We start from the raw sequence: 18,097 nt of genomic DNA, 5'->3' as shown, positions 1-18,097 counted from the left end.
TCAGGCCTCCTCGGGTTTCGCGGCGGCGGGCGGGGCCGGCGGCGCGCTTGCGGGCGGGTCGGCGGGGCCCGGCGGCGGCGGCGGATCGTAGAAGCCCTTGCGGTTGCGCTTCCTCAGATCGAAGAGGTCGAGGATGTTGTTGTGCAGCTCCGGCAGGAGCATGAACACGCCGAGGGCGATGACGATGAGCGCGACGAGGCTTCCGCCCTTCCCGAGCACGGAGTGCATGAACTCGAAGCGCGCCTGCGTGCCGAGCTCGCCGATGGGGAAGCACGTGCCCATGAGGCACGAGATCGGTTGACCGATCGCGTCCCATCCGCCCTTGAACCAGGCGGGGAAGTCCCACACCTTGTAGGCGAAGACGATGCCCGAGTTGCGGAAGAGGTTCAGGAAGTAGATCACGGGGACCGTGATCGCGTACGCGAGGAGGCGGTTGCGGCGTGGCGAGCGCTCGAGGCTCGCGATCGCGCCGACGAAGATCATGATGCTCTGGATCGCGGTGCACGCGAGGATGATCGTGACCGCGTACTCTTCGGTTCCGCCGCCCGTGAGGAAGACGTCCCACGAGCCCGCCTCGAAGATGGAGGGCTGGATGCTCGACTCGACGCCGAAGAGGAACGCGAGCATCCACGACGTTTGACCGGCCGTGAAGCGGATGAGCGCCTCCGTCGCCTCGGGGATGCGGTAGATGACGAAGTAGCTCGCCGCGGCGACGACGCTCGTGCCCGTGAGCCAACGCATCGCGTGCGGGTCCTCCTTCCATTGGTAGGACTTCCATTCGTGCCACGCGATGTAGCCGAGGAAGAGCGGCGCCGCGAGCGCGAAATACCCGTTCACGGGGTCCGCGTCGTTGAAGAAGTGCGGCGCCTGGAAGGGCCAGTAGATCGCGAAGAGGGCCCACCCGGCGATGCGCAGCAGGTGCTTGCGCGGATCCTTCACGAAGAAGCCCGCGGCGAGGAGGCCGAGGCCCACGAAGACCATGAGAAGGAGCCCGCTCTCGAGGAGGTCCTGGGCCATGTCGTCGGCTTAGGAGGACACGTCGTAGATAAGCCTTCTCTAGCCGACCGCGGCGTGGAACGACCCGCGCCTGCACGCGCGCCCGGAGCGTGTCATTCGGCGGCCGCGGGCGGGCTCGTGGGCTTGGCGCGTTGCGCGATCTCCTCGGTCTTCGCGGCCTCGTCCGCCATCTCCTTCTCGATCGCGGCGAGCTCCTTCGAGAGCTCCGTGGGGTCGGGAATGGTGCCGAGCACGCGCTCGGCCGGGCCGATGAGCTGCTCGAGCTCCTTCTGCTTCGAAGGTTCCATCGGGGGAACCTGCGTGCCGGCTCCGAGGAACTTGCCGACGCCCTGCATGAGCGTGGAGATCTCGAACGGGAGCACGATCTTCGTCGCCTGCCCGTTGCCGAGCGCCTTCACCGCGTCGAGGGAGAGCACGGTGAGCGACTTCTGGTCGAGGGGCGCGGCGCCCATCGCGAGGATGCGCAGCGACTGCGCCTCGCCCTGCGTCTCGAGGATGCGCGCGAGTCGCTGACCCTCGGCTTCGAGGATCTTCGCCTGCCGCACGCCTTCGGCCGCGAGGATGCGGGCCCGCTTCTGGCCTTCCGCGGTCAAAATCGCGCTGCGCTTCTCGCCGTCCGCGCGCAGGATCGCCGCGCGACGCTGCCGCTCGGCGGAGGTCTGCTCCTCCATCGCGGCCTTGACGGGCCCGACGGGGTCGACCTCGCGGATCTCGACCGCCTCGATGCGCACGCCCCACGCGTCGGTCGCGTGGTCGAGGATGTCGCGCAGGCGCGAGTTGATGCGCTCGCGGTTGTACAGGATCTCGTCCAGCTCCATGTCGCCGATCACGCTGCGGAGGGTCGTCTGCGCGAGCGCGATCGTCGCGAGCTTGTAGTTCGTGACCTCGAAGAACGCCTTGTCGGGCGAGATGACGCGGATGTACACGATCGCATCCACGTTCGTCGGGGAGTTGTCCTTCGTGATGACCTCCTGCCGCGGCACGTCGAGCACCTGCGTGCGGAGGTCGAGCTTCACCACCTGCGAGATGAGCGGGTACACCCAGTTGAAACCGGGATTGAGCTTCCGGCGGAACTGGCCGAGGACGATGAGCAGACCCTGCTCGTAGGGCTGCACGATCCGGACGCCCGAGAGGGCGAGGATCATGATCGCGGCGAGGATGAGGACGGCCAGGACGGTGAGGATGTCGGCCACGGGATTCCCGCGCCTCGAAAGGGTCCGCGAGGCTTAAGCGCGACGGCGGTCCCGCTTCACGGCCCGGGGTCGAACGCCTCGATGACGTCGCAGTCCCAAACGGAGGCGACAACCTCGCCGGCATGCGACGGAACGGTCACGAGCAGCGTGTCGGTGCAGGCCTCGATCTCGAAACCGGACGTCCCGAGCGGCAGCATCAGGAGGTCGGAGCGGTAGAGCCCCGCCTCGTAGACGTCGCGGCGCACGTTCAGCTCGACCGGTCGCGACCCGGTCACGTGGAACGCGCCGGGATCGTTCAGGCATCCGTTGGCCGAGTAGCAGACGGGATTCGGGGGCGCGCGGCTCGGTTCGACGATCACGTCGGGTTGGCCGCGGTAGTACAGGAATGCGCCGGCGGCGCCCCAATCGGGGAAGGGTCGCAGCACGAGACGCGTGTAATCGAGCACGTCGCCGGAAGGCGTGCGGGCGGGGATTCCGAAATATTCTCCGCGCGGGCTCGCGTAGTCGTCGGCGCGCGGATCCGACCCGCCGTCGTGGGGATCGCCGGGTTTCGCCACGCCGACGTAACCGTCGAGGTTCAGGTCCCGCCAGACCCCGACGCGCAGCGTGAAGGCGAGGGCGCCGGGCGCCATGGCTTGACCCCCCGTCGCGGAACGCCCAGGGAGCGGGCCGGGTTGGCCGGTGTATGCGCTGAATTGGAAGCCCGTGGTGCCGTATCCGTAGCCCGGGATGAGGTCGATCCAGTCGGTGTAGGCCTGAGCGTACGCATCGCCGCGGCCCGCGTTCGAGGAGCGGGCGCCGGGCCGCCACTCCTGGGGATAGGGCGCCCAGAAGGCGCCCACGGCCGCGCCGTAGGGCGGATCGGCGAAGGTCCCCTCGAGCGGCGTGTCCCGGGCCGGCCGGGGACCCAGCCCACCGTCCTCCGCGAGGGTGCCGAGGCTCGGCGAACCCGTCGAGACGACAAGGTCGCCGAGCACGACGCCGAAGACCTCCGCGACGGGGCCCGGGGCCACGGCCGCGTAGAGGTCGATGTCCACGAGCGAGTCTTCGGTCGGCGTCCAGGGCCGGTTCTCGCCGCTTGGCGCGAGGATCGGATCGGTCACGGTGGCGACCTGGAGGGTCCGGGCGAGGGAACCGTCCGTGAAGAGGATGACCCCCGCGAAATAGGCGCTCGGCGTTCGCGCGCTGTAGTAAGGCGTCAGACCGGGGTCGTACTCGAAATCCGGCTCGGAATCCTGCGGCCTTTCGAAGGTCGCGAATCCGGGGTGGCTTCCCGGCTCGACGTAGGAGACGAGATGGTGCCGACGGATCGGAACCCACTCGTTGCCGTCCGCGAAGGCGTCTCCCGTTCCGCGGTACTCGAGAACCTCGTCGTCGTCGACGTCGTGCCACCAACCGAACCAGGCACGGAACGTGCCCGCCCCCGGCAGGACGACATCGCGGACGAACCCGCGGGACGAGCGTTCCAGGTTCGACCCCGCGCCGGCGTCGGGGCCTGAAGCGGGGTCTTGCGCGCTCTCGAAGGGACGTCCGACGCCGAAGGACGTGAGGTAATGGTCGTCGAGCATGCGGACGCCGAGCGCGGGCCTCGCCGAGCCGGTCGGCTGCACGGGGCAACCGTCCCGCGCGACGTGCTCGAGCGCTTCGGGCACGCAGTTCCACTGGCCTTCCCCGTCGATCCATACCCGGTTGTTCTCCCGGGCTTCGAACGCCGGCTCGGTCCCGACGGGGGCGCCCGCGACGAGTGGCGCCGTGAGCGCGACGAGAAGGACCGCCGCGAGGACCCGGCGCGGGCGGATCTTCCGATCGAGCGTCCCGTCGCCCGGCACCGCGCGCAAAGCACCGATGGAAGGACGGGAGGAAGGCGCGGACATCGCGAAGACCCATCGATCATTTCCCCGAGGGCGATCAACGTATCGTCGGCCTGTCGCGCGCGGGTCGAACGGTCCCTCGCGCCTTAAACTCGGTGCGCCCGAGGCGAGGTCATCTTGCCGGTGGATTTTGGCCCGAACGGTTGCCTCAGGCGAGGGGTTCGATGCGGTCGCAGTCCGAGACCGTCGCGCGCTCGTCCGCCCACGAGAGCGTGAAGGGTCCCGCGCAGGCCTCGACCGCGAAGCCGTCCGTGCCGCGCGGCAGCAGCACGGCGTCGGAGCGCGCGACGGCCTCGCCGTCGAGGCGCATCGCGAGGCGGATCTCCCGCGTTCCCGTCACGAGCCACGCCGCGGGATCGACCGCGCAGACCGTCGTCGGCGACGCGCACAGCCACGGGTCGCGGGCGCATTCGGCCCATCCGCCGACGTTCACGATAAGCGGCGCGTAGTTGCAGTTCACGAGCACGCCCGCGCCCCAGTCCGGGTCGGGTCGAAGCGTCACCACCACGCGCGCGAACGTCGAGACGAGCAGCTCGTCGACGGCGCGCGGGGCGAACTCGCCCGCGGCGTTCGCGTAATCGTCCGCGAGCGGCTTCGATCCGCCTTCGTACGGGTCCGTCGGATCGGCCCGGCCGACGAAGCCGTCGCCGTCGAGGTCCTTCCAGAGGCCCGTGCGCAGCTCGAAGGCGAGGTGGCCGGGAAGCATCGCCTGCGCGCCCGTCGCGGAGCGGCCCGGGAGCGCGCCCGGCTTCGGCGTGGGGGGCCCGGCCGCGCCGCCCTGGGGACTCGTGAGGCCGACGGCGCCGTAGCCCCAGCTCGGGAGGAGGTCGATCCAGGGCGCGTAGTGGAGGGTGTAGCTTTCGCGCTCGCCCGCCGCGGTCGATCCGGACCCCGGCGCCCATTCCCGCGGATAGGGCGCGTACAGGCCCTCGTAGACGGGCTCGGCGGGGCCGGCAAGCGCCGTCCCGCCGAAGGGGACCGGCCCGATGCGTCCGCCGTCCGAGAGCGCGGAGCCGTAGCTCGGGCTCCCGACGAAGAGCAGCAGGGGCCGCGCCACGCCGGCGTACAGGCTCTCGACGGGGCCGGGCGCGATCGCGGCGTAGGTGTCGAGGTCCACGAGGGAATCCGCGCGGGTCGTGTAGGGACGGCCCTCGCTCGGCGCGAGGAGGGCGCGCGTGACCGCCGCCGATTCGACGGTCCCGAGGAGCGAGCCGTCCGTCGCCACGATGAAATCGTCCTCCCCGCGCGGATCGCACAGGAGCGTCCAGCGATCGCAGTCGAGCACGAGGTCGGGGCTCGTCGCGTCGGGCCGGTCGAGCGTCGTCACCGTGGGGTGGCTGCCCGGCTCGATCCAGACGTGCACGCGGGCCGCGCCGCCGATGGGCGCCCATTCGTTGCCCACGACGGGCGCGAAGCCGTTGAAGCGCGCCTCGATCAGCTGGTCGCCGTCGTCGTCGCTCCAGTGCCCGTGGAGCGCGCGCCACGATCCGGCGCCGGGAAGGATCGCGTCGGGCAGGATCCCGAGCGATTCGCGCGCCGGGTTCATGCCCAGGCGTCGCGTCTCCGCCGTCGTGAGGCCCCCCTGGCCGGGGCGCCCCGGCTCGGCGGCGTAGTCCCGCAAAGTCGTCGCGCCCGCGTAGGTCCAGGCGAAGGCGTCGAGGACGAGCACTCCGAGGGCCGGGTGCGCGAGGCCCGTGAGGACGGCGGGGCAGGCGGGGTCGTCGGGGGCGGCGAGGCATGTGCGCTGGCCGCGCGCCGCGTGGGCGTTCGCGCCCGGCTCCTCGATCTCGAGGCGGGCGTCGAACGTGGTGGACTCGGCGGCAACGGGCGCAAGAAGCAGGAGCGCGAGGACGAAGACGGCGCGCATGGTTGGGGCGGAGGGTGTCCGATGGGCCAAATAGCTATCCGGGAATCGTCGACACGGCGAGATTCCCCACGAGGTCGCAATCCCGCAACACGGCCTCCGAGGGGCCCGTCGCGGGATCCTCGTAACGGAGCCCGAGCGTCTCGGTGCAGGCCGTGAAGGCGACGTTCATCGTTCCCCTCGGCATGAAGATGGAATCGGACCGGTACACGCCGGGATTCCGATCGACGCCGCGCGCAAGCAGCGTGATGGTTTCGGACCCGCCGATGCGGACCCCGTTCGCGATCACGGCATCCCATGGCCCGTCGGGCGTGAGCGTGATGGCGAAGACCGGCTGCGATCTCGGCGGGTGGGACGTCACGAAGAGCGGGAAGAACTCGCCCCGGGTCTCCACGTAATCGTCCGGGTTAGGCCGCAGGCCGCCCTCGTAGGGATCGGCGGAGGCCGTGCCGATCCAACCGTCCGCGTCGAGGTCTCGCCAGAGGCCCGTGCGAACCTCGAACGAGACGAAACCCGGCGGCGCCGCGAGCCGACCGTCGGCGTCGCGCCCGGGCATCTCGCCGGGGAACACATGCGTGTTGGCGGCAGCGCCCGTGGACGCGTAACCGTAGCGCGGCAAGAGGTCGATCCAGCCGCGGTAGCCGGCGACGAAGTCCGCGTGCCGCCCGCTTGCGGTCGAACCCGCGTCGGAATCCGTTTCGTGCTCGTATCGACCGTACGCGGCCCCGGCGGCAAATGCGAGCGGACCGTCGAGCGCGGTGCCCGTTGCGTCGGGCGGGTTCGTAACGCGACCGCCGTTCGCCACGAGGCTTCCCGAGGAAGGGCTTCCCATGGCGTCCACGTCGGGGCCCACCGTCCCTCGGTAGAGCGCATCCAGGGGCCCGGGGAGGACGGCCACGTAGCGGTCGAGGTCGACGCGCGATTCGGGCCCCGGCGTGTAGGGGCCGAACTCGCTCGGCGCGAGCGTCGCGTCGTTCACCGTGAGGACCGTGAGCGCGCCGAGGAGGGATCCGCCGAGGAAGATGTGCTGGCCGTTGCCGACCGAGTTGTACGTGATGCCGCTCACGCTGTAGTAGAAGTCCGGGCTCGCGCTTCCGGGGCGGTCGTGGGCGGCGTAGCCGGGGTGCGCGCCGGGCTCGACCCAGGCGAGGATCGTCGCGCCTTTCTTGATCGACCATTCGTTGTCGGGGCGCGCGACCACGGCTTGGCCCTGCCGCTCGTCGCGATACTCGAGGAGGCCGTCACCGTCGAGATCGTTCCACCATCCGTACCAGGCTTCGAACTTGCCGAGGCCGGGAAGGATGAGATCGGGCAGATCGCCGCCCGAGTCCCGTCGCGTGTTCGTGTCGCCGCCGACGGCGAGGCCCGTCGGCACCCGCACCTCGATCGGGAGCGGGTCCGCCCTCACCGAGGTGGTGCCTTCGTCCTGTTGCTCCCGCAGACGTCCCTCGGGATCCGAGATTGTCTCCCGCTGGTTCGAGAGCCCGGCACTCGATCGGTAAACGCTGTCGAGGACGACGACTCCATTCGCCGGCGCCGTCCCGCCCGTCGGGACGAGGGGGCAACGCGCATCGTTGAGCGCGAGGGAGCTCGCCGCCGCGAGGCATGTATGTTGACCCCTCCCTTCGTGGACGAGGGCGTCGGGTTCCCCGATTTCGTACGCGACGTCGAGGACGCGGTCGAGCGCGGTCGCGGGGACGCTCGCGAGGATCAGGACCACGAGGACGATGGTCGCGATGGCGCGCAACGGCAGGCCTCCCTGCGTCGAGGGTGCGAGAGGGGGCATCAAGGTGACGGCCGGGTGTCGCGCCTCACGTCCGCGACGCGAGCGGCCCGATCCAGTCGCAGTCGCGCAGCGTCGCGGTCGTCGCCCCTTCGGGCCCCGCGTAGGCGAGCGTCAGCGCCTCCGTGCAGGCCGTGAAGCCGAAGCCGTCGGTTCCGAACGGGAAGAAGAGGCTGCCCGACCGGTAGAGGCCGGGCGTCCGGTCGTCCCCCGCGCTGAAGCCGGTCACGTCCCGACGGGCCCATACGGACAAGGTCTCGCGCCCCACGAAGTATCCGCTCGAGGTCGGCTCGTTGACGCAGAGCTTCCCCGCGTCGCGATCGACGCACGCGACCGCCGTCTCCGGATCGGTCCCCGTGACCGCGACACGCTCGTGGGCGAGGACGCCCGGGCTCCACGCGGTGTCGGGAGTGAGGACGATCCTGAAGACCTCGCTTTCGACCCCGTCGAGCGCGTCCGCGAAGAGGCCGAAGTATTCTCCGCGCGGATCGACGTAATCGTCCGGCAGCGGACGCGTTCCGCCGTAGTACGGGTCCGCCCCGCCCGAGCCCACGAAGCCGTCGCCGTCAAGGTCCTTCCACAGGCCCGTGCGCACCTCGAAGGAGAGGAAGCCGGGGAGCATGGCCTGGCGCCCTTCGTCGGTCTTGCCGGGCAGGGGACCGCCGCGCAGGAAGTAGAACGGATCGAGGAAGTTCGTCGAGCGGTAGCCCCACGTGGGAATGAGGTCGATCCACGGCGCGTAGCGTTCGACGTGTTCGGCGTGGCGTCCCGAGGACGAGGAGCCTTCGCCATCGGCCCACTCGCGCGGATAGCGCGCGTAGACCTCGCTTGCGAGCCCCGCGACGAAGGGCTCGCTCGCTTCGAGGCCGATCTCGCGGGGCGAGAAAACGCCCGGCCGGCACCCGTTCGGGCACGTGCCGAGGCTCGGGCTCCCGAGCGTGTTCACGAAGGTCGCTGCGGTCGAGCCGTAGAGCGTTTCGACGGGCCCGGGGGCCGCGGCCGCGTAGACGTCGATGTCGACGAGGCTGCGCGCGGTGGTCGTGTAGGGCGCGGTCCCGTCGGCGCTCGGCGCGAGGATCGGGTCCGTCACGCTCCGCACGGTCATGCGCTGGACGAGCGATCCGTCGGTGAAGACCACGAAGCTCGTGGCCTGGAGACCCGACTGGTAGTACGTGTAACCCGAGAGGACGTAGCGCGAAAACCAGAAGTCCGGGCTCGAATCGCCCGGCCGTTCGAGGCTGCGCCAGTCCGGATGCGACCCGGGGCTCACGTACGCCGCGATCCGCGCGGAGCCGCCGGAATGCCATTCGTCGTTGACGCGCGCGTGGGCGCCGCTTTCCCCCCACGACGCGATGACGCCGTCCTCGTCCTTGTCGTCCCACCACCCGTGCCACGCGCGAATCTGCCCCGGCCCGGGCAGGATGACGTCCGGCGCGGTTCCGCCCGAATCGCGGTGCGCGTTGTTGCCGTGGATCGGGATCCAGTTGACCGCCGGGCGCTCCGTCGGCGCGGCCTGGACGTCCGACGCGAGGGTTTCGAGATTCCTCGCCGCGTCGGCCGGAGGGGGCAGGCCAACGTGCGTCGTGTAGAAGCTGTCGAGCACGAGCGTGCCCATCACGGGCTCGCCGGGGGTTTCCCATTCGTCGTAGGGGACGACTTCGCGCGGGCATCCGGGCGCGTCCATCCCAACCATGGCTTCTCGGATGCAGGTCTTCTGCCCGAGGGCGTCGAGCGCGGGACCGTTGACCTCGTCGGCTTCGAGCCTCGCGTCGGAGAAGTATCCGCCCGCGAAGGCGGGTCCGGCCAGAGCGAGGACGACCAGGAGGGCGAGGACGGTCGGACGCATGGGTGGGCCTCTTCCCGCCGGCTTGCACCGGACAGGTCAAGAAACCGCCGGCGCGCTGTCGCCCGACGCCCCCCGCTCGGACGGTCTGCGCCCGGGCCGGGCGCGCCTCACGTCCGCGACGCGAGCGGCCCGATCCAGTCGCAGTCGCGCAGCGTCTCCTCGACCGGGCCGTCGTTCTCGACGTACTTGAGGGTCAGGAGCTCCGTGCACGCGGTGAACGCGAAACCCTCGGAGCCTTGCGGGAAGAACGCCGCGTTCGAGCGGTAGAGGCCGGGCACGGAATCGCTCCCGACGCCGGCTTCGGTCACGTCGCGGCGCGCGTTCAGCACGATCGGCTGCGTTCCCGTGTACGCGCCGTATCGCGTCGGATCCTTCACGCAGTTCGGGACCGTCGCGCTGCGGCCGGTGCAGACCACGTCGTTGCCGCCCGGGGATCCCGTGAAGTCGTCGACGACGATGACGCCGGGGCCCCACGTCGTGTCGGGAACGAGGACGATGCGGAAGGAGACGTGGCTCGCGTACGAGCCCTTGTCGGCGAAGATGCCGAAGAATTCTCCGCGGGGGTCCGTGTAGTTGTCCGGAAGAGGCCGGAATCCGCTGTGGTAGGGGTCGGGCCCGGCCGTCCCGATGTAGCCGTCGCCGTCGAGATCCTTCCAGATGCCGGTGCGGACCTCGAACGAGAGGAAGCCGGGCATCATCGCCTGGCGACCGTCGGCGGTCTTGCCGGGGAGGGGACCGCCGCGGGCGTAGTAGGAGGCCTCCTGGTGGCTGACGTTGCGGTAGCCCCACGTGGGGATGAGGTCGATCCAGCCGCGGTACGCGGCGAGGTGGTCCGCGTGGCGGCCCGCGCTCGTGGAGCCCTCGCCGGGCGCGTGTTCGCGGGGGTAGGGGGCGTAGAGATTACGGACGTGCGGCGCAAGGAGGGGCTCGAGCCCCTGGATCGGCGTCCCGCGCAGGGAGAACGGCCCCGGTCGGCATCCGTTGGGGCACGTCCCGAGCGACGGGCTTCCGAGGGGCCACACGAGGTTGCCGACCGTCGCGGCATAGGCCGAGGCGACGGGGGTCGGAGCGAGCGCCGGATACTCGTCGATGTCCACGAGGCTCGTGGGGGACGTCGTGTACGGGGCCGACCCGTCGGCGTTCGGGGACAGGATGGGCTCCGTGACGCTGCGGACGGTGAGCGTTCGCATGAGGCTCCCGTCGACGAACAGGATGTAGTTGTCGTTGTTGAGGCCGGTCTGGTACCATTCGTAGTTGCTGCCCGCGTACGGGACGTACCAGAAATCGGGGCTCGAGTCGCCGGGCCGGTCGAGGTTCCGCACGTGCGGGTGGCTTCCGGGGTCGACGTAGGCCGCGAGCTTCCCGAGCGTCTTCGAGAACCATTCGTCGTTCGACTGCGCCGCCGCGCCGGTCCCGCGCCACGCCTCGATGACGCCGTTCCCGTTGAGGTCGTTCCAGTGGCCATACCACGCGCGAAGCTGGCCCTGTCCGGGGAGGATGACGTCGGGCAGGAGACCGCCCGAGTCGCGGCGCAAATTGTTGCCGCCCTGGCTCGTGCCGGGCTGCGTCGGGCCGCGGCCCGCGGCGACCGCGTCGTCCACGTCGTCGACGGTCTCCCCGAGGTTTCCGACGAGAAGGCCGGGCGTCGGGAGCCCGCTCTGGGTCGTGTAGTGGCTGTCGAGGACGCGGATGCCGGACGTGGGGTTCGGCTTGAAGCCGGTCACGATGGGCTGGACCGGGCAATCGGGTCCGCCGCGCGCGTTGACGGCCTCCGCGATGCAGTTGCGCTGGCCCATGGCGGCGAGCCGCGTCGACCGACCGGGCTCGTCGATCTCGTAGGACGTGTCGACGAAATATCCCGCGCCGGACGCCGCGCCGGCGGCGAGAAGGAGGACCGTGATCAAGGACACGCTGACACGCATGGAACCCTCTCCGTGGGGTGAGTGCGGGGGTGTCGTCTTCTATCCATCGCAGTCCCGTCGGGTCAACCGGGGGGCGCGAGGGGTCCGATCCAGTCGCAGTCCTTGAGCGTCGCCGTGGCCTCGCCTTCCGGCGTGTCGTACTTCAGCGTGAGCTCGTCCGTGCACACCGTGAAGCCGATGCCTTCGGATCCGAACGGGAGGAACATGGCGCCGGATCGATAGAGCCCCGGCGTGCGGTCGTCCCCGGCGCTGTAGCCCACGACGTCGCGCCGCGCGCTGAGCGTCAGCGTCTCGTTGCCGAGGTAGTATCCGCTCGAGGTGGGCTCGTAGACGCACGTCGTGCGGCCGCCCTGCTCGTAGCAGACGATGTTGGGTTTCGTCTTGTCCGCGCCGGTCAGCGCGACCTTTTCGTAGTCGAGCACGCCGCCCCCCCACGTGGTGTCCGGAACGAGGTGGAGACGGAACGACGAGGCGGTCTGGTACGACCCCGAATCCGCGAAGATGCCGAAGAATTCGCCGCGCGGGTCCGTGTAGTCGTCCCCGAGCGGGCGGGTTCCGCCGTGGTACGGATCCGATCCGCCGGAGCCGACGAAGCCGTCCCCGTCGAGGTCCTTCCAGATGCCGGTGCGGATCTCGAACGAAAGGAAGCCCGGCAGCATCGCCTGCCGGCCGTCGGCCGTCTTGCCGGGAAGCGGCCCGCCGCGGAAGAAGTAGTAGACGTCGAGGTTGCTCGTGGAGCGGTAGCCCCACGATGGGATGAGGTCGATCCACGGCGTGTAGGCGGCGATGTGGTCCGCGTGCCGGCCGGACGACGTGGAGCCTTCGCCCTCGGCCCATTCGCGCGGGTAGGGCGCGTAGAGGTCGCTCGCGAGCGCCGCGACGAAGGGCTCGAGCGGGTCGAGGCCGAGGCCGCGCGTCGAGAACACGCCGGGGCGGCACCCGTTGGGGCAGGATCCCACGGAGGGGCTCCCGATCTGGTTCACGGGGCCGCCGACGGTGCTGACGTACAGCCCTGCGATGGGTCCGGGCGCGAGGGCGTTGTACACGTCGATGTCCACGAGGCTCTTGTCCGTCGTCGTGTAGGGGACCGTGCCGTCTTCGTTGGGCGCGAGGATGGGGTCCGTGACGGAGCGGATCATCATCGACTTGAGGAGCGACCCGTCGGTGAAGAGGATGAAGTTCGTGGCCTGCAGGCCGGTCTGGTAGTACGTGTAACCGGACCCGACGAATCGGGAATACCAGAAGTCAGGGCTCGAATCGCCCGGACGGTCGAGGTTGCGGTAGTCCGGGTGCGAGCCCGGGTCGACGTAGGCCGCGATCTTGCCGAACGGCTTGGAGCTCCATTCGTTGTCGACCGCGGCGCGGCTTCCGGCGCCGCCCCAGCTCTCGATGATGCCGTTCTCGTTCTTGTCGTCCCAATGTCCGTGCCACGCGCGCACCTGCCCGATGCCGGGCAGGATGACGTCCGGAAGCTCCCCGTCGGTGTCGCGGTGCAGGTTGTTCCCGCCCGTCTGGCCCGACGTGGCGGGAGCGCGCTGGCCGTCGATCGCGGCCGGGACGTCCTCGACCGTCTCGTCGAGGCCGCGTACGTGGTCGCCGGCCGGTCGGACGCCCTGGTACGTCGTGTAGAAGCTGTCGAGGATGAGCGTGCCCTCGTAGGGCTCGCGGGGCGGGGCGTAGAAGTAATTGGGGACCGGCTCGCGCGCGCACGGCGCGTCCCGCGACGCGGCCATCGCCTCGCGGATGCAGGTCCGCTGCCCTTGGGCGTCGAGCGCGAGACCGTTGATCTCGTCGCGCTCGAGCTTCGCGTTCGAGAAGTATCCGCCGGCGGCCGCCGATCCGGCGGCGCCGACCATGAGGACGATGATGAAAGACACGCTGACACGCAAGGCTGGGCCTCTCCTCGACCGTACGGATGCGAGAGGCGCCTTGTATTCTTCCCTGCTATGTCGGGTCCTGCGTGGTTGAGGGATCACGCGAGCCGCTCGATGGCGTCGCAGTCCCAGACGGGGTCGATGCGTTCGGCGCCGCCGGACGCGTGCCGGAGGTAGACGACATCGGTGCACGCCTCGAACCCGCCTGCGAGGGTCCCCGTCGGGAAGATGACGCCCCCGACGACGTACCGTCCGAGCTCCTGGCTGTCCCGGTACGCGTAGAGGGTGACCTCCTCCCGCCCCGATTTCCAGTAGTTCGTGGGCTCGCGCACGCAATTGCCGCCCGCGCACGCGAGGGTGGGCTCGTTGTAGATGGTCGTGAGCGAGGGCGGAGCGCCGACGAAGATGCCGGCCGGTCCCCACGTGTCGTGCGGACGCAGGGTGACGGCGAGCCGGTGGAGCGGCGAGGACGGCGAGGGGGTCTTCGTGACGAACTGCCCGAGGTACTCGCCCTGGCTGTTCACGTAATCGTCGGGGTCCGGGCGCGAGCCCGACTCGTAGACGTCTCCCGCGAGCGCGGATCCGACGACCCCGTCCCCGTCGGCGTCATGCCAGAGGCCCGTCCGAAGCTCGAAGGTCAGGATGCCGGGGACCATCGCCTGGCCCCCGTGTTCGCCGCGGCCCGGCAAGGGTCCGGGACGCAGGGAGGAGGCGTTCTCGTTCACGACATGGAGGGGCGACCAATAGGGCCGGAGGTCGGCCCACGGCTCGTAGGCGGCGAGATAGGCGGAACCGTACGCCGCCCCGACGCCGCGCTCGGTGTCCCGCCACTCGCGCGGGTACGGCGCGTAGAGCGCTGCGTGCGCCGGACCGAGCGGCTCCGCGACGGGCAGCGCGCCCATCGGAACGGGCCCGACGCGGCACCCGTTGGGACACCAGCCCATGCTTGGGCTGCCCAGGTCCGTGACGAGATCCCCCACCGTCACGCCGTAGAGGGCCGCGATCGGCCCCGGCGCGACCGCGGCGTAGCGGTCGATGTCCAGAAGCGACGTGGCACCGAGGGTGAACGGGAAGCGGCCGTCCGGGTCGGGCGCGAGGATCGCATTCGTGACGGTGTCCACCCGCGCTGATTTGAAGAGCGATCCGTCCACGAAAAGGATGATCCCGTCGCTCGTGGCGCCCGTGGCGTGCGCCCAGGCCCCGTAGGTCCCCACCATCGTGGACGCATAGACGATGTCCGGCTCCGTGGGCATCGGGCGGGTCCGCGCCCCGTAGCTGGGGTGGCTGCCGGGCTCGATGAAGCCGAGCATGGTTCCCCCGAGCGCCGGCATCCACTCGTTGGCCGGAGGATGCGCGCTCGGCGAGCTCGTCGCGCCCCGGTGGTACTGGATGAACGCATCGGCGTTCTGGTCGTGCCAACGCCCGAGCCATCCCTCGAACTGTCCGAAGCCCGGATAGATGATCTCGGGGAGGAGGCCATCCGTATGCCGGTGGAGACTCGTGCCCTGACCGTTGCTCGGGGTGCCCGAATTTGGCGCCGGGTCGCGCAGGGTCGCGAGGTAGCCCTCCACGCCCGGGACCACGGTGTAGACGCTGTCGAGCATGAGGATCGCGCGCTGGGGATGGTAGCGCGTGTCGACGACCTCGGGACAATCGGCCGTGCCTTCCCCGAGCGCGGCCTCCCGCACGCAGTTCTTCTGTCCGGGGGCCGGGCCGCCCTGTTCCTCCATCTCGTACTTGACGCGGACCTCGTGGATCTTCGCGAGGGCCGGGGACGCGAGGAGCGTGAAAGCGACGATGAGAAGGAGGAACCTGGCGGGGGGGCGCATGGCGAGCCTCGACACCAAGGCGTGCCGGGAGATCAAGAACCCTTTGCCGATCCGTCGACGATCCCCCGATCAGAGGGGTTCGACGGCCGCGACCCGCAGGATGACCCCGTCCACGCGCTCGATGCGCACGCGCGCCCCGACCTCGATGGGCGCATCCGCGGTCGCGCTCCACTCCTCGAGCCCGAGGCGAACCTTGCCCTTCGACGAGGTGGGCTCGATCGCGCGCGTCACGACGCACTCGCGGCCCACGAGCCGGTCGCCGCTCATCGTCGTGGGGGGCGCGGTCGCGGGCGCCATCTTGCGGTACGCGAGGATCGTGAGGACGGTCGCGGGGAGGCCGATCACGAAGGCGAGCGCGGGGGCCTGCCACGAGAAGAGGTCGAACTCGGGGACCGCGAACGCGATGAGGCCGAGCAGGACGAGCACGGTCGCGGGGACGGCGATGAAGAAGCCGGGCATCGCGGCCTCGATGAGGAGGAGCAGGATGCCGAGGATGATGAACGCCGTCGCGATGGTGGCGGGCTCGACCACGCTCCGTCACCCGCCGCGCGCGCCTTGAAGCTTTCCCGCGAAGCCCGCCCGCGCGTCCGCCGCGCGGCGAGACCCGGCGGGATTTATCTCGGGCGACGGATTTCGGGGCCGCGTGCCCGCGCGCGCCGCCCGGAGGACCGCCGCCACCGCCCCGCCGAAGGCGGGCGTGGACGAGGCCGGGCGCGGTCCCGTGCTCGGCCCCCTCGTCGTCGCGGGCGTGCTTGCCGACGACGAGCGCGCGCTCGCGGCCCTCGGCGTGAAGGATTCGAAGAAGCTCGCGCCGGCGAGGCGGGAGACGCTCGACCTTGCGATCCGCGGCGCGGCCGCCGCCGTCGTGGTGCGCGTCGCGGAGCCCGCGGAGCTCGATCGCGCGATGGCGCGCGGCTCGCTGAACGCGCTCGAGGCCGAGCTTTTCGCCGAAGTGCTCGACGCCCTCGGCGCGGACGAGGCCGCCGTGGACGCGTGCGACGTCGACGCGAAGCGGTTCGGTCTCGCCGTGGGCGCGCGCATGGCCCGGCCGTGCCGCATCGCATCCGAGCACAAGGCCGACGCGCGGCATCCGGTCGTCTCGGCCGCGAGCATCGTCGCGAAGGTGGAGCGCGACCGGCTCATGGCCGAGGTCGGGCGCGCCCTCGGGCGCGACGTCGGGTCCGGCTACGCCTCGGATCCGACGACGCAGCGCTTCCTCGCCGATTGGCACCGCGAGCACGGCGACGTCCCCGCGTGCGCGCGACGGCGGTGGGAGACGACGCGGCGGCTTCTCGCCCCGCGCGCCGCGAGCCTCGCCGAGTTCGAGGAGGGATCCCCATGACCGTCACGACCGTCCAGGAAGCCGTCGACCGCATCGTGAACGGGTTCCGCAAGCGCTACGACGCTTCGCCGGAGCTCAGGCAGAAGCTCAAAGGCAAGAACCGCATCGTGCTCCTCGACGTCACGGACGGCGCGGCGTACACGTTCCACGTCGAGGACGGCAACCTCGTGCGCGTCGAATCCGAGCGACACCCGAAGCCGGACGCGTCGATGAGCGTCTCGACGAAGGACCTCCTCGCGATCCTCAACAAGGAGCTGCCTGCGATGCGCGCGTACCTCGAGAAGCGCGTCAAGGTGAAGGCGAGCTTCACCGACATCCTCTTCGTCAAATCCCTGCTCGGTTGAGCGCCGGTCGACGCCGCGCGCCGCCGGCGACTCCGCCTCGCCCTACTTTCGCGCCTTCCGCGTCTTCTTCGCGCCGCGCTTCGGCGCCTTCCCGCGCGCCTTCGGGGCCTTGCGGGGGGCCTTGCGCGTCGCGGGCCCTTCGGGCCAGCGGTCGCTCACCTGGATCGCGTAGCCGTCCGGGTCCGTGAGCATGAAGCTCTGGCCGCCCCACGGGTTCGCCTCGATCGGCTGGTCCACGTTCGCGCGCATCGCCTGCGCCTTCTCCCACGCGCGCTTCGCGTTCGCGACGCCGATCGAGATGAGCACGCCCTTGCCGAGCTCGCCCGAGAGCCACGCGGCCGTGTCCGCGGGCGCGCCCTCCGGGATCGCGTCCTTGGGAAAGAGCAGGAGCGCGGCGTCGCCGGAGCGGACCGTGGACCAGCTCATGCCGCCCATGGACTCGCGCTTGATCTTGAGACCGAGGCCTCGGTAGAACTCGGCGGATTTCTCGACGCTCGACACGTTCAGGACGGGGGTGATGCCGCTCGCCATGATGATCGGGTGGCGAGCGGCGTCGTCCGGTTTGGCGTTTGCGGTGACTCAGTGCTTGTGGCCGTGCTCCATGTCCGCGGCCGTCCAGTAGGGCTCGACCGCGTATTCGAGCTTGAACGGCTGGTCCACGGGGCGCACGCACGCGACGGGGACGCACTCGTTCTTCCACACGAAGACGCCGTAGAGCCCGTTGACCTTCCCAGACACGGTGAGCGGCGACTTGCCCTTGAGGTATTGGACCTCGTCGAGGTCCTTGTCCGAGCACTTCGAGCCGCAGTTGCTCTTGAGCCTGAAGATCCCGACGTACATCTCTTCCGTGTACGTCGCCACGGCCTTCCACGTGGCCGTCACCGTCACGTTCCCCGCGGTGTCGTTCTCGCCCTTCGACGTCACGCCGTTGTTGCTCGGCAGGATGGGCACGCAGCGGCCCGCCACCGGCGTGAAGCCGCACGCGAAGGCGCCCGTGTTCCCGTCGAACGTGAAGTTCTGGGGGACCGCCGCGAGCGCGTCCGCGGGCTCGAGACCGCCGTCGTCGGTGGCCCCCGGCTTCTCGGGATTCCCGATGCAGCCGGCGAAGGCGAGCGAGAGAAGGAGCCCCGTCAGGGCGAACGTCGGAATGCGCATGGTCTGAGCCTCGACCGCGAGGCCGCTTCGCCCGCCATAAGTCTTGTGGCGCGGATG

General features: G+C 70.4%; 14 protein-coding genes. 2 read left to right on the top strand and 12 right to left on the bottom strand.

From position 1 onward, the window contains the following. The 10 genes from artA to VM889_08515 form a co-directional block, all read right to left on the bottom strand. Entirely contained in the window at window positions 1–1,017 is a 1,017-nt protein-coding gene (gene artA / locus VM889_08560; GenBank protein HVL48593.1) for an archaeosortase A, read from the bottom strand. A gap of 92 nt (window positions 1,018–1,109) precedes the next feature. Next, window positions 1,110–2,210, bottom strand: a complete 1,101-nt coding sequence (locus tag VM889_08555) for an SPFH domain-containing protein (protein HVL48592.1) — start codon at window positions 2,208–2,210, stop codon at window positions 1,110–1,112. 56 nt (window positions 2,211–2,266) lie between these two features. Next, window positions 2,267–4,039, bottom strand: coding sequence for a hypothetical protein (locus VM889_08550; protein HVL48591.1), 1,773 nt, complete (start codon window positions 4,037–4,039; stop codon window positions 2,267–2,269). A 190-nt stretch (window positions 4,040–4,229) separates the two neighbouring features. Beyond that, the gene (locus tag VM889_08545; protein HVL48590.1) at window positions 4,230–5,948 is read right to left on the bottom strand and encodes a hypothetical protein; all 1,719 of its coding nucleotides are present in this window, start codon (window positions 5,946–5,948) and stop codon (window positions 4,230–4,232) included. A gap of 34 nt (window positions 5,949–5,982) precedes the next feature. After that, a complete protein-coding gene (locus VM889_08540) occupies window positions 5,983–7,692 on the bottom strand; it encodes a hypothetical protein (protein ID HVL48589.1) in 1,710 nt (569 codons plus the stop codon). Between the two features lie 64 nt (window positions 7,693–7,756). Next, window positions 7,757–9,574, bottom strand: a complete 1,818-nt coding sequence (locus VM889_08535; GenBank protein HVL48588.1) for a hypothetical protein — start codon at window positions 9,572–9,574, stop codon at window positions 7,757–7,759. 107 nt (window positions 9,575–9,681) lie between these two features. Next, window positions 9,682–11,496: a hypothetical protein gene (locus tag VM889_08530; GenBank protein HVL48587.1), complete on the bottom strand. Its 1,815-nt coding sequence runs from the start codon at window positions 11,494–11,496 to the stop codon at window positions 9,682–9,684. A gap of 62 nt (window positions 11,497–11,558) precedes the next feature. Then, window positions 11,559–13,385 carry a hypothetical protein gene (locus tag VM889_08525; protein HVL48586.1) on the bottom strand — a complete coding sequence of 609 codons (1,827 nt, stop codon included), beginning with the start codon at window positions 13,383–13,385 and terminating at the stop codon, window positions 11,559–11,561. Between the two features lie 83 nt (window positions 13,386–13,468). Next, a complete protein-coding gene (locus VM889_08520; GenBank protein ID HVL48585.1) occupies window positions 13,469–15,199 on the bottom strand; it encodes a hypothetical protein in 1,731 nt (576 codons plus the stop codon). A gap of 69 nt (window positions 15,200–15,268) precedes the next feature. Beyond that, window positions 15,269–15,730, bottom strand: coding sequence for an NfeD family protein (locus tag VM889_08515; protein HVL48584.1), 462 nt, complete (start codon window positions 15,728–15,730; stop codon window positions 15,269–15,271). Between the two features lie 112 nt (window positions 15,731–15,842). Here VM889_08515 and rnhB point away from each other — a divergent pair, with 112 nt between their 5' ends. Beyond that, window positions 15,843–16,541 (top strand): ribonuclease HII, encoded by a 699-nt coding sequence (gene rnhB / locus VM889_08510; GenBank protein HVL48583.1) that lies wholly within the window; start codon window positions 15,843–15,845, stop codon window positions 16,539–16,541. Continuing rightward, window positions 16,538–16,885, top strand: coding sequence for an SCP2 sterol-binding domain-containing protein (locus tag VM889_08505; GenBank protein HVL48582.1), 348 nt, complete (start codon window positions 16,538–16,540; stop codon window positions 16,883–16,885). Before rnhB ends, VM889_08505 begins: the two co-directional genes overlap by 4 nt. Window positions 16,886–16,927: 42 nt before the next feature. Here the strand turns inward: VM889_08505 and VM889_08500 are convergent, their stop codons facing one another. Together VM889_08500 and VM889_08495 are read right to left on the bottom strand one after the other, a co-directional pair. Then, complete coding sequence (locus VM889_08500) at window positions 16,928–17,416, bottom strand: VOC family protein (protein ID HVL48581.1); 489 nt, start codon at window positions 17,414–17,416, stop codon at window positions 16,928–16,930. Window positions 17,417–17,464: 48 nt separating this feature from the next. Beyond that, window positions 17,465–18,040: a hypothetical protein gene (locus tag VM889_08495; GenBank protein HVL48580.1), complete on the bottom strand. Its 576-nt coding sequence runs from the start codon at window positions 18,038–18,040 to the stop codon at window positions 17,465–17,467. Between the last annotated feature and the right edge of the window lie 57 nt (window positions 18,041–18,097).

The organism is Candidatus Thermoplasmatota archaeon (genome assembly GCA_035540375.1).
Taxonomy (GTDB): Archaea; Thermoplasmatota; SW-10-69-26; order JACQPN01; family JAJPHT01; genus DATLGO01.
This window is presented reverse-complemented; position numbering and strand designations above follow the sequence as displayed.